10 protein-coding genes are annotated in these 12,210 nt (G+C 50.0%); 6 read left to right on the top strand and 4 right to left on the bottom strand.

The annotated features are described in order from the left end of the window. Window positions 1-11: 11 nt before the first annotated feature. The 5 genes from AC1VYS_RS02160 to AC1VYS_RS02180 all read left to right on the top strand — a co-directional run bounded on the left by AC1VYS_RS02160 (window position 12) and on the right by AC1VYS_RS02180 (window position 5,832). Complete coding sequence (locus AC1VYS_RS02160) at window positions 12-1,307, top strand: ABC transporter substrate-binding protein (RefSeq protein ID WP_482912802.1); 1,296 nt, start codon at window positions 12-14, stop codon at window positions 1,305-1,307. 170 nt (window positions 1,308-1,477) lie between these two features. Continuing rightward, on the top strand, window positions 1,478-2,461 hold the full coding sequence (locus AC1VYS_RS02165; RefSeq protein WP_482934461.1) for a hypothetical protein: 984 nt from the start codon (window positions 1,478-1,480) through the stop codon (window positions 2,459-2,461). Window positions 2,462-2,538: 77 nt separating this feature from the next. After that, entirely contained in the window at window positions 2,539-3,372 is an 834-nt protein-coding gene (locus tag AC1VYS_RS02170; RefSeq protein WP_482914884.1) for a carbohydrate ABC transporter permease, read from the top strand. Further along, window positions 3,365-4,210 carry a carbohydrate ABC transporter permease gene (locus AC1VYS_RS02175; protein ID WP_482912804.1) on the top strand — a complete coding sequence of 282 codons (846 nt, stop codon included), beginning with the start codon at window positions 3,365-3,367 and terminating at the stop codon, window positions 4,208-4,210. Before AC1VYS_RS02170 ends, AC1VYS_RS02175 begins: the two co-directional genes overlap by 8 nt. Window positions 4,211-4,485: 275 nt before the next feature. Next, window positions 4,486-5,832, top strand: coding sequence for an FAD-dependent oxidoreductase (locus tag AC1VYS_RS02180; RefSeq protein ID WP_482914885.1), 1,347 nt, complete (start codon window positions 4,486-4,488; stop codon window positions 5,830-5,832). A 671-nt stretch (window positions 5,833-6,503) separates the two neighbouring features. Here the strand turns inward: AC1VYS_RS02180 and AC1VYS_RS02185 are convergent. The 4 genes from AC1VYS_RS02185 to AC1VYS_RS02200 form a co-directional block, all read right to left on the bottom strand. Next, complete coding sequence (locus AC1VYS_RS02185) at window positions 6,504-7,154, bottom strand: amino acid ABC transporter permease (RefSeq protein WP_154959977.1); 651 nt, start codon at window positions 7,152-7,154, stop codon at window positions 6,504-6,506. 208 nt (window positions 7,155-7,362) lie between these two features. Beyond that, window positions 7,363-8,085, bottom strand: a complete 723-nt coding sequence (locus tag AC1VYS_RS02190; RefSeq protein WP_482912805.1) for an amino acid ABC transporter permease — start codon at window positions 8,083-8,085, stop codon at window positions 7,363-7,365. A gap of 275 nt (window positions 8,086-8,360) precedes the next feature. Then, a complete protein-coding gene (locus AC1VYS_RS02195) occupies window positions 8,361-9,200 on the bottom strand; it encodes a transporter substrate-binding domain-containing protein (RefSeq protein WP_482912806.1) in 840 nt (279 codons plus the stop codon). A 77-nt stretch (window positions 9,201-9,277) separates the two neighbouring features. Continuing rightward, a complete protein-coding gene (locus AC1VYS_RS02200) occupies window positions 9,278-10,012 on the bottom strand; it encodes an amino acid ABC transporter ATP-binding protein (protein ID WP_482912807.1) in 735 nt (244 codons plus the stop codon). 420 nt (window positions 10,013-10,432) lie between these two features. Between AC1VYS_RS02200 and AC1VYS_RS02205 the strand changes: the two genes are divergently transcribed. Further along, on the top strand, window positions 10,433-12,049 hold the full coding sequence (locus AC1VYS_RS02205; RefSeq protein ID WP_482912808.1) for a glycoside hydrolase family 28 protein: 1,617 nt from the start codon (window positions 10,433-10,435) through the stop codon (window positions 12,047-12,049). The last annotated feature ends 161 nt before the right edge of the window (window positions 12,050-12,210 follow it).

Here is a 12,210-nt window from a genome sequence, read left to right on the forward strand (position 1 = left end):
GGGGGATTTCCATGAAAAAGGCAGGACTGATGCTGATTCTCGTACTTATGATCACAGCTCTAATCGGGTGCACAAGCACCAATACGGGCGGGGCTTCTAACGCCTCTGGTGGAGAGAACGACAAGGTAGAACTGAAATTCATGATGTGGGGGAATCAGGCCCACATTGATGTGTACAACAAGCTCATTGATGGCTTTACCAAAGAGAACCCGGGCATTAAGGTAACGATGGAATCGGTACCCTTTGCCGATTATCAGCAGAAAATATCGGTGCTTGCCGCTGGCGGCTCGCTCCCTGATCTGGCCTGGGTATCGGAACGCATGATACCACAGTTCAAGTCCAATCACATCCTGGCCGACGTGTCGGCGTTCAAGGATGATACACAATTCAAGCTGGACGATTACATTCCCAGCACGCTGGATCTCTTCCGTGAGGGAGATCAACTGTTAGGCTTGCCGTTCTCCACACCGCCTGTGGTGATGTTTTATAATCAGACGCTGTTTGACAAGGCTGGGCTGACCGATCCGAGTACGCTGGCTGCCAAAGGCGAGTGGACGTGGGAGCATTTCGAGGCTTCTGCCAAAGCGATAACCAGCAAGGATGCGGCGAATCGTATCTATGGGGCTAACTTTTTTCGGGACTGGAAGACCTGGGCAGTGCTTTCTTCATACTCCTGGTCTAACGGAAGCGGGCCGTTCAACGAAGATATGACAGCGTTTACCTGGAATGATGAGTACGGTGTACAGACCTTTGCCATGCTGGAGCGCATGATGTTTAACGACGAATCTCACCCGAAAGCGGGCGAGCAGGTGAGCTTTGATGCAGGCCATGTGGGCATGTTCTTCGATAACTACAGCTATGTGTCCAAAGCAAGGGAGATCAAGGATTTTAAGTGGAGTATTGCACCTATGCCGTCTGGCTCACAGGGCAGCGTACCAATGCTGGGGCAAGCGGGCTATGCCATGTTTAAGGATAGCAAACATCCGGAGGAAACGAAGAAGCTGCTGAAGTATTTTGCCAGCGAACAGGGGACTCAGGCCACCGCGACGTATTTTGTGCCTGCGCGTACTTCGGTGCTGAACTCCGACGCTTTCATCCAGCAGCCGAACAACCCGAGCAAAGAGCATATCGTGCAGGCGGTCATTGATGAAATGCCGAAAGCTCGTCTGATTCCGGGACATATCCGCTGGCAGGATATTGATAATGCGGTACTGCAAGGTTTTGACCGTTTATTCGCCCGTACAGCCTCGCCAGAGGATAATTTGAAACAGATGCAGACCGAAGTGCAGCGCATATTGCAGCCCTGACGACAGGCAGAGAGTGAAGGAGTCAGAGAGTGAAGGAGTGCGGGAGATGAAGCGTAAATGTGAATAGAGCGTAGGGAAGACAGGAAAATGACGAAAAGAAAAATAACGAAAAAAAGCGAATGAGGCGTATGAAGAGTGCGAGAAGTGAGGAGATGAACTAGGTGGAAGACATGAAGAAGGGTCAACAGACGGAGCAGATGCAGCAGCGGTCGCAGAGGACGGAACAGACACAGGAGTCACAACAGATGCAGCTTTCTCAGAGTTGGCAGAACCCGCAGAACTCCCAGAAGCCGCAACATTCACATCAAGTCGGTCAACTTTGTGCTAAGCAAAATATGCAAAAGACAGGTCAACTGCAAGTTATGCTGGAGCAAAAACCGCTGTCGCTCATCGTCAGTCTGCCCGGGAATGATCTCGCACTGGCTCGGGCGGCATGGGAAGAAGGGGCGGATGCTCTGAAGGTGCACTTTAATGTGGGCCATCGCGCAAGCGGCAACCATTTTGGCCGGCTGGACGAATACACCGAGGTATTTCGTGCGATTCGCTCGGAGTTCGGTGGTCCGTTCGGCGTTGTGCCATCCGGCAGTATTGAAGGGACATGCAGAGAAGATGTGGAGCGACTGGCAGGTATGGGCTTTGACTTCTACTCCATCTATGCGCATCATCTGCCTTCTTTTATGTTGCAAAATCTTGGGCTGGAATCTACGTTTGCGATTAACAACGAGTATGATGTTTCTCTACTCGCATCTGCTACACATTTCGGCTTTACTGCACTGGAGGCTTCGATTGTACCCGGCAAAGAATACGGCACCCCGCTCAGCTTTGCGGACGTGCTTCATTATCGGCAGCTGGTTTTGCAGGCCGGGGTACCGGTACTTGTCCCTTCCCAGCGTAAGCTGGTGCCGGAGGATGTTCCCGTGCTTCACCATAGTGGCATCAAGGCTATTATGCTTGGGGCCATGGTTACAGGCAAAACGGAGGATGAGCTGCGTAGAGCGGTAAGTAGCTTCCGCAATGCGATAGATCGTCTGGGGCAAATGGAGCCTTTGTGCTCGGAACAGTCTGCTTCTGAATCGTTAGCTGCCGGACATTTAGACCCTTCCGAGCCTATGGAACCTTTAGATGGTTCGAGTCCAAGGAGGGATGGCTCGTGAGCCGATCCAACAAGCGGAGACGCGGAGGGCCGCTCGCCAGGGAAGCGCAGATTGCTGGCTGGTTGTTTATTTCACCGATGGTGCTGGGCTTTGCTTTGCTACTTCTGTTCCCGATGGGACTTGCGTTTTATATGAGCCTGACGGATTGGCCGTTGCTTGGGGATCATCATTTTATCGGAATGGACAATTACCGGGATATTATGACGGACGCTATGTTCTGGGAAGTGCTTGGCAATACGGTTTATTTTACGGCAGGTCTGGTGCCGCTGAATATCGTACTCGCTTTGTTGCTCGCCCTGCTCTTATCCAAAAGCATTCGAGGGATCGGCCTGTTCAGAACGGCCATTTTTGTCCCGGTAATGACGTCATTAATTGTCTGGGCCATCGTGTGGAAGCTGATGTATGCAACAGAGTCGGGGCTGATCAATCAGCTATTGTTGATGATGGGGATTAAAGGCCCTGCTTGGCTGTACGATCCGAACCTGGCCATGCCTGCGGTCATTGTGACGAGTGTGCTGAAAAATGTCGGTCTGAACATGGTGCTGTTCATTGCAGCACTTCAGCAGGTTCCGCGTTCTCTATACGAAGCGGCGACACTGGATGGCGCGGGCAGAAGGGCTTCTTTTTTCAACGTCACCCTGCCTATGATCACGCCGACCGTATTTCTGACCGTAGTGATGACCGTCATTGGGTCGCTCAAAGTCTTTGGACAGATCTATGTCATGACCCAGGGCGGGCCGAGCAACAGCACGAAAGTTCTGGTCTATTACATCTGGGAAAAAGCGTTCAAGCTGTTTCAGTTCGGCTATGCTTCGTCCCTTGCGTATGTGCTGTTCCTGATTGTGCTGATTCTGACGCTGCTGCAATGGCAGCTCCGAAAGAGGTGGGTGTTTGGTGAAGGCGATGCCTAGTTTGACAGGCCGGAGGTTCGGGGCTGCTGTTGGCACCTATTTGATCCTGACGGCAATTTCGCTGATCATGATTGTTCCGCTGATCTGGATGGTCTCGACATCCCTCAAGGAACCGCAGAGCATATTTACCTATCCACCGCAGTGGATACCGGACAGCTTGCAATTTCAGAATTATATCGATGTGTTTCGATTGATTCCGTTTCACCGTTTTTACGGGAATAGTGTGTATATCTCTGCGTTGGTGGTGCTTGGCACGGTGTTTTTCGCTTCGCTTGCGGGGTATGCCTTTGCCAAGATTCCGTTTAAGGGGCGGAATGTGGTCTTTCTCATTTTGTTGAGCGCGATGATGATTCCACATGAAGTCACGGCGATTCCGATGTTTCTGTTTATGCGGGAGCTGGGGTGGATTGATACGCATCTTCCGCTGATTTTACTGCCGATCTTTGGCGCGGGCGGTGTGTTTGGCATCTTTGTGATGCGGCAGTTCTTTCTTACGGTGCCCACCGAGCTGGAGGAAGCGGCCATGATTGATGGCTGTAGCCGATTTCGGATTTATTGGCAGATTATGCTTCCCCTTGCCAAGCCGGGTATGGCGACTCTGACCATTTTTACATTTGTGACGAGCTGGAATGAGTTCTTTGATCCGTTGATTTTTATCAATTCGAGAGAGCTGATGACATTGCCGCTGGGGTTGTCCCTGTTCACGGATGAGGTGGGCACAGCCTGGCAGTATTTGATGAGTGCGACCGTGATGGCAACGGTGCCGCTATTGATCGTCTTTTTCCTGGCGCAGCGGCGTTTTATTGAGGGTGTGGCGATGACGGGGTTGAAGGAGTAATGGGGATCGGGAAGCGGGGTAGGTAATGAATATGAGGGGTGTGAACATTTGTAACGGTTTGGGAAAAGGGTTGTGGTGGAGTGAGGAGATCGTGCAGCTACTGGGAGGGAAGGGGGAAGTGAGAGAGAACTGAAAGGTAACAGAAGGATGGATTTAGTACGGTAAGAGCGGGATGAGCGCAAGAGGATCAGTGAGAGTAGGTAGCGGGTTTCGATCCATTATTCACATGGAAGGGCAGCGTATCGTATGGAAGGGAGAGGGCACATTTGAATGAAATGGCGAATGTGAAAAGAGAAACGGCGGATGTTGTCATCGTTGGAGGCGGCCCTGCAGGCATAGCGGCGGCAATTGCAGCAGGGAGACAGGGTGTTCGCGTGGTGCTAGTGGAACGCTACGGATTCGTTGGCGGGATGTCAACGGCTGCTATGGTCTATCCGTGGATGACGTTTCATACCGAGCAGGGTGAGCAGGTCATTCGGGGAATTGCACAGGAGATTGTGGATCGTTTGCAGGCACGCGGCGGTTCTCCCGGGCATCTGCGTGATACGGTTGGTTTTGTGCATAGCGTCACTCCGTACGATCCGGCTGTGTATCAGGTAGTTGCGGCAGAAATGTTGAAAGAGGCGGGTATTCGGCTGTTGCTGCACAGCTTCGTAGATAGTGTTACTGCAGTGGATGACCGAGTAGAGGCAGTGCGAGTGACGAACAAATCCGGTCAGCTGGAGATTCGGGCGAACATATTTGTCGATGCGAGTGGTGATGCGGATGTGGCTTTTTTGGCTGGGGCTGCTATAGCGAAGGGACGGGAGGAAGACAGCCAGTCTCAGCCCATGACGATGAAGTTTCGTATGCGCGGCGTGGATCTGGGGCGTGTGAAGCAGTATATGCAGGAGCATCCGGAGGATTTTTATGAGAAAACCCCCTTTGCCGAGCTGGATACGATTCCGTTAACGGGCGTGAGCGGTTTCTATTCGCACTGGAAGAAAGCGGCGGTGCCGATTCAACGCGATCAGGTGTTGTTTTTTACTGGACCGGCGGCAGATGAAGTGTTGGTTAACTGTACCCGGGTGCAGGGGCTTGATGCCACCAATGCTATGGATTTAACCCAAGCTGAACAGGAAGGACGGAAGCAGGTGCTGATGATTGCCGAATTTCTGCAGAATGATGTGCCGGGTTTCGAACGAGCTTCGATCTCGGCTGTAGCCCCGCAGATCGGTATTCGTGAATCCAGACGTGTCATTGGGCATTATGCGCTGACTCAGGAAGATGTCGTTGCAGGGCGGAAGTTCGAAGATGTAGTCTCTAGAAGCGGTTATCCTATCGATATTCATGATCCCTCCGGGCAGGGCGTGACAGCAGCCTTTATTGAAGGAGATGGTGCGTATGATATTCCCTATCGTTCGCTGCTCTCGCAAAATATCAGCAACTTGCTGGCTGCCGGACGCTGTATCTCCACGACACATGAGGCTCATGCCACCACGAGGCTGACCCCGAGCTGTATGGCAACGGGAGAGGCTGCGGGAACAGCTGCAGCTATGGCGGTTAAGCTGAAACTTGCGCCTGCGAATCTTCCTGTATCACTGTTGCAAGCAGAGTTGCGCCAAAATGGTGCGGCAATTTGAGTAGAAAGGTTGGGATAAGAATGGGCCGGGGCGGAGAAGTTGTGAGAACGTCTTAAGTTGGTTGGGAGGGAAGACGGGGTTTCGTGAGTAACTTGGGTTAGAATGTGTGGACTACGAACCTTTGAAGCTAATCTACTCTCCTAAGACAGTAGTCAACGCCGGAATAACTCGGTAAAGGGAACGAAGTTAGCGTAACCGCACAGTGGCGAAATTCTAACGATCACCAGAAGCCTTATTCGGGCAAAAAAGGTGACATAAAAATTCTAACGATCCCCAGCGACGCTATTTTGCCGAGATTGCTCCAAATGGAATGGAAAATGATCGAAATTAGCAAAATAAGCTTCCTACGGATCGTTAGAATTGAAAATGCCTCAAAAATGGCTAAATAAGCTCATCTGAGATCGTTAGAATTCAAAAGCTCCCATTCCACGAAAAATGTGGAATGGGAGCTTTTGAACTTCGAACCGTTGCTTTGTTTAGCTCATATTGCGAGCGACTCCACTTCGAGCATTGAAGCTGGAGGAGCCTGAATTGCGAGCAATCGTAGCGGTGGTCTTAAACCGTTCAACATGGAGCACTAGAGTAGCTTCGCTTCGAACCGTTGCAACAAGCAATGGAAGCAAACAAAAGAACTGAACCAAAACAACGTAACCAAAACAACGCCCACTTCTCTAGTTCATTCGTGCCTCAAGCCTTCTGGCAACGATGGAGAGGGAGTAGTTGATGATGAAATACAGTACAGCGGCGAGCAACAACGCTGGGATGATGTAATCGAAGCTTTGACCACCTAGGATCTGTACATTGCGCATCAGCTCCGGCAAGGAGATGATAATCGCCAGTGACGTATCCTTCAATAGGGAGATGAACTGGCTGACCATGGGCGGAGACATACGGCGCAGTGCTTGTGGCATAATGATACCGATTAGCGTCTGCATGTAGCTTAGGCCGGAGGAGCGGGCGGCTTCCACCTGACCGCGCTCTACAGACTTAAGACCGCTTCGCACGATTTCAGCGATCATCGCGCCTTCAAACAGACTCAGTCCTACAACCGTGGACCAGAAGGGTGGCATTTTAATACCAAGCTGTGGCAGCACGATATGGATAAAAAAGATGATGAGCAGCAAAGGCAGGTTACGAATGGTATCCACGATGACCGCCACAATCTGGGAGAGGACGGGAATTCGTGTAAATCGTATCGTACCGAGCAGTGTGCCCAGCACAAAGCTGAACACAATGGATAAGCCTGCAACTTGAAGGGTCACCCAAAAACCTTGCAGCAGGAAACGAAGGTTAGGCCATTCATAGGCCCCGCTAAAGTCCATACGTTCGATGCCTCCTTCGGTGAGCGATATATGTTCAATGCGTGATCTGCGTAGGCTACCTTGCATGCTTATGCTCAAGCTGAATATCAAGCCGAATTAATATGCGACATGGAGACTGAGCTCGAATAGAGCATTCTAAAGCGACAGTGGAGCCTTAATTTAATGCTGATCTTGGCGAATCACCATATGTGACTGTGTTAGAAAATCCCTACATCGTAACCTGCCCGGCAGGTTTGTTTTTCTTCGGTTTCCCTTTGGGTTTGCGTGCTTCTGCATCACTCTGTCCGAATCTGCGTTCCATATAATGCACCAGAAAGCTGAGCGGTAATGTTAGCGTCAGATAGAACAGAGCAACGATGGTGTAGACACTTAGTGGCTGGAACGTATCGGAGTTTACAATGTCAGCAAAATACATCAAGTCCATGCCGGCCACAACCGCCAGGATGGATGAGTTTTTGACCAGATTAATAAATTGATTGCCAATAGAAGGCAGTACAATTTTGATCGCCTGCGGCAGAATGACCAAGTTCATGGCCTGTACATAAGACAGTCCCGATGAACGTGCCGCCTCCAGTTGACCGCGAGGTACAGTTTGAATGCCTGCCCGAATCGCTTCCGCGATGAAAACGGCCGTGTATATGGTTAGTCCCAGTGTACCTGCGACAAATCCATCCAGAGAAATACCCAGCGAAGGCAGCCCAAGATAGAAAAAAAACACCACCAGCAGCAACGGAATGTTGCGGATAAACTCAACAAAGGCCGTACCAAACCAGTTCAACGGTTTGACCGGTGAGATTCGAAAGATCGCCAGAATGGCCCCCAGCACAAAGCTGCCAATCAGAGCCATCACGCTCACTTGAATCGTATTCAGAAATCCTTCCATAAAGCGGTCGGAGTGTCGGAACAGTACGCTAAAATCCAATGTGCCCATAACAAGAGCCCCCGTTCTCCAGGTGTGAAAATAAAACAGCAGCGCATCTGCTACATGCGAATCTCTCGCATACAGCAGATGCTAACAGTGCATATTGCATGTTTAGTTGATGGTAGATTTGCCCATCCCCAGATACAGGGACTATCCCATCCTTAGTTGCATAACTGTCATGTCGTCAGTCTTTATACTTGGCGTCATCAGACGCATGGAATACCTCACAACAAGCCTGAATTCACTGCACCTGTTTAAGTTAAGCATAAGTAGCCTGCTAAACGTTACTCCGGCTTGCTACCCAGCCATTTCTCATGCAACGTGTCATACTCGCCGCTATCCTTCAGGTTTTTCAGCATCTTGTTCACTTCTTCTACAAAAGCCGTATCGCCCTTGCGAATCGCCATGCCATAAGGCTCGCTTGTGAAATTGCCGCCAACCAACTTGTAGTTGTTGTCTGTCTGTTGCATACCGATGAGGATGATGTTATCGGTCGTCAGTGCTTCGCCTTTGCCTGCTTTTAGCGCTGTAAACGCATCCTGATAATTATCGAACTCCAGCACTTCGGCCTTCGGTGCCTTTTCGCGGATATTTTGTGCGGACGTAGAGCCTTTCACGGCAAGTACCTTCACACCATCCAGGCTCTCCAGACCGGCGATGGCACTGTCATTTTTCACTAGAAGGGATTGGCCTGCCTCGAAGTACACATCACTGAAGTCCACTTGCTCTTTCCGCTCATCTGTAATGGTCATCGTGGCAATGATGATGTCGATATCTCCGTTTTGCAGCATGGGTATCCGTGTTTTGGACGTTACTTCTTTCAGTTCGACCTTCGTTTCATCTCCCAGAATCTGCTTGGCGAGTGCCTTGGCAATATCGATATCAAAGCCTTCCACATCTCCGCTTGCCGGGTCTTTGAGTCCGAATAACTTCGTATCATATTTCACGCCAGCAATCAGCTTGCCACGTTCCTTAATCCGTTCAATCGTGCCTTGCGCTTCTGCGTCGCCCCCACCGCTCGTGGAGGGTGTGTTTGTACCAGTGGAGTTACAGCCAGATAATACTAGAGACAATACAAGCACCAACATTAACGTTAAAGACGGTAACTTTATTATATTTTTCATCAACTTTAGACCCCTTTCAAAATGTGGAGTGAGCATAAATGAGTGAATTAACGTCTGGGTGAGGGAACGATGAGGTGTTAGTGATGGATCAGGCGGCTAAGAAACTGTTGTGCTCTTTCTTCTCGGGGGTTGTCAAAAAACTCGGCTGCAGACGCTTCTTCTACGATCCGTCCCTCGTCCATGAAAATAACCCGGTCTGCCACTTCACGGGCAAAACCCATCTCGTGGGTGACGACCACCATGGTCATGCCGTTGTGGGCAAGGGAGCGCATCACATCCAGAACTTCGCCAATCATCTCGGGATCAAGGGCGGATGTCGGTTCGTCAAAAAGCATAATCTTCGGTTCCATGGCGAGTCCTCTCGCAATGGCTACACGCTGCTGTTGTCCACCGGACAATTGGGAAGGGTAACTGTCTGCTTTATCGGCAATGCCGACCCGCTCCAGATATTTCATAGCGGTTGCTGTTGCTTGGGCTTTGGGTTGTTTGCGCACCTTGACGGGTGCGAGGGTAATGTTGTCGATGACTTTTTTGTGGGGGTACAGATTGAAATGTTGAAAAACCATGCCGATGTCGCGGCGGAAGAGGTTGATGTCCACCTTTTTCTGATGCAGAGGAATGCCACTGACGACGAGCTCGCCTTCACTGATGGCCTCCAGGCGGTTAATACAGCGGAGCAGTGTACTTTTGCCAGAGCCTGAAGGTCCGACAATAACGACGACTTCTCCTTCTTCGATACGAAGATGAATATCCTTGAGAACATGGAAATGACCGAAATGCTTTTGCACACGTTTGAATTCAATCAAGAACATACACCCTTTCTGCAATGGAGAGTGAAAATGGAATAAAAAGGTATTATTGCAAAGTGGTTATTTAATCATACATAGACATCCTGCTAATAGCAATTGGTCTGTAATAAAACGTGACATAAGTAATGGTTTTTATAGGGCTTTGGCCCAATTTTACGTTATATATATGTTACATAATTGATTTTCTTGTGACGAATGCTGACAGAAAAATGAATCTATACTCCTAGTTTATTTACAATGACTGGAATTGATGTATATTGTAAACTGGAATTGGTGTCCTGTTTTTATAAAATTGGATAACGAATATAAATAACAAATAACATCAAGTTCACTCTGTACATGGCAAAAAAGCTCAACCCGTCCCTATCGTGCCGTTGATATGATGAAACGAGAGAATCACAGTAGAAAGGATGATTTCGTACCATGAACATATACCGTTCCCCAATGTCTGCAGGGTCAGGCAGTGCAGCTGATCTTCAAGCTTACGAAGTGGAAATGCCTGTTATTCCTAAAAATGATTTTCATATTACCGACTATGGTGCTGTTGGAGACGGTATTACGGATAATACAGAGGCCTTCCGGCTGGTTATTGCGGCATGTGCAGACGCGGGTGGAGGCAGGATCATTATTCCTTCCGGCGTGTGGCTTACTGGCCCTATCGTGCTTCGCAGCCGAATCGAACTTCATGTGCAAGCTGGAGCATTGGTAACCTTCAGTCGGGATTTCGACATGTATCCGCTCATTGCATCAAGTTTTGAGGGCTGGCAGGTCGTACGCTGTCAATCTCCAATTGATGCAGATGGACTTGAAGACATTGCGATTACGGGTGAAGGGATCTGGGATGGTGGTGGTGAAGCCTGGCGTCCGGTGAAACGTTCCAAAATGACAGCGGGCCAGTGGAAGCGACTGCTTGCCTCTGGTGGTGTTGTGGAAACGTCAGAAACGACGGATGAACAGATCTGGTGGCCTTCCCAATCTGCGATGGATGGCGGTGCCCTTGCCGAGAAACTCTACCTGGAAAAAGTACGTGATCTCGCTGCGCATGAAGAAATCCGGGATTTCTTGCGGCCGAACATGGTTAGCTTGCGCCAATGCAAACGGGTACTGCTGGAGGGGCCTACATTCCAGAACTCGCCGGCCTGGAACCTTCATCCTTGGGCATGTGAACATGTGACGATTCGTAAAGTAAACGTACGTAACCCTTGGTTCTCGCAAAATGGAGACGGGCTGGATATTGAATCATGTCGTCATGTTCTGGTAGAGCAGAGTATATTTGATGTCGGTGACGATGCGATCTGTATGAAATCAGGAAAAGATGCCGAGGGGCGTGAACTCGGGCTGCCATCGGAGTACGTTACGATTCGGGATTGCACGGTGTATCATGGTCATGGCGGTTTTGTGATCGGAAGCGAGATGTCCGGCGGTGTAAGGCATGTGCGTGTAACGGATTGTACGTTTATCGGCACGGATATCGGTCTGCGTTTCAAGAGCGCACGCGGACGCGGGGGGATCGTTGAGGATATTCAGATTGAGCGCATCTATATGAAGGATATCATCATGGAAGCTATTTCGTTTTCCTTTTTCTACGCCAATATGGAAGGGTCTGCCCGCGGTGGGGATCTTGCAGAAGAGGTTAGCGAAGAGACACCGGTGTTCCGGGATATTCGCATCTCAGATGTGGTCTGCGCAGGTGCTGATACGGCACTGTTTGTTAGCGGCTTGCCGGAGATGCCTCTGGACAGCGTAAGTATTGAACGTTACAGCGTGGAAGCTCGTACAGGCATTCAGTGTGCTCAGGCGAAACACTTGCAGATTTCGGGGCTTCAGGCACACATCACGGAAGGTCCGCTGATTCACCTTCACAATTGCAAAGGTGCAACACTAGAAGACATTAGAGGTGTAGGGGCCGATGGAAAACTGCTGAAGGTCACTGGCCTTGAATCTGCGGGTATCGTATGTCGAGAACCGGATGCAGATACCGAAGGACGGCAGATATCGGTGAGTCCGGAAGTTCGAAGTGGAGTTATCATTCGTAGATAAAACGGTGTGACATTTCTGTGGTGCAGTATCTTGCCAGCCGTTTAAGATAGCACAAGAAGTAGGTATCAAGTTAGTATTGCAGTAGGGCAGCCATGTATACAGTCCAGTCATCGCCCGAACTTCTCTTGAGATAGAGAAGGGCATATACTGGAGCTGGAGCA

The organism is Paenibacillus sp. G34 (assembly GCF_056856875.1).

Bases quoted from the DNA above. Each gene is read 5' to 3' on its own strand.
- AC1VYS_RS02160 (WP_482912802.1), top strand. From the start codon at position 12: ATGAAAAAGGCAGGACTGATGCTGATTCTCGTACTTATGATCACAGCT.
- AC1VYS_RS02165 (WP_482934461.1), top strand. From the start codon at position 1,478: ATGAAGAAGGGTCAACAGACGGAGCAGATGCAGCAGCGGTCGCAGAGG.
- AC1VYS_RS02170 (WP_482914884.1), top strand. From the start codon at position 2,539: ATGGTGCTGGGCTTTGCTTTGCTACTTCTGTTCCCGATGGGACTTGCG.
- AC1VYS_RS02175 (WP_482912804.1), top strand. From the start codon at position 3,365: ATGCCTAGTTTGACAGGCCGGAGGTTCGGGGCTGCTGTTGGCACCTAT.
- AC1VYS_RS02180 (WP_482914885.1), top strand. From the start codon at position 4,486: ATGGCGAATGTGAAAAGAGAAACGGCGGATGTTGTCATCGTTGGAGGC.
- AC1VYS_RS02185 (WP_154959977.1), bottom strand. From the start codon at position 7,154: ATGGACTTTAGCGGGGCCTATGAATGGCCTAACCTTCGTTTCCTGCTG.
- AC1VYS_RS02190 (WP_482912805.1), bottom strand. From the start codon at position 8,085: ATGGGCACATTGGATTTTAGCGTACTGTTCCGACACTCCGACCGCTTT.
- AC1VYS_RS02195 (WP_482912806.1), bottom strand. From the start codon at position 9,200: ATGAAAAATATAATAAAGTTACCGTCTTTAACGTTAATGTTGGTGCTT.
- AC1VYS_RS02200 (WP_482912807.1), bottom strand. From the start codon at position 10,012: ATGTTCTTGATTGAATTCAAACGTGTGCAAAAGCATTTCGGTCATTTC.
- AC1VYS_RS02205 (WP_482912808.1), top strand. From the start codon at position 10,433: ATGAACATATACCGTTCCCCAATGTCTGCAGGGTCAGGCAGTGCAGCT.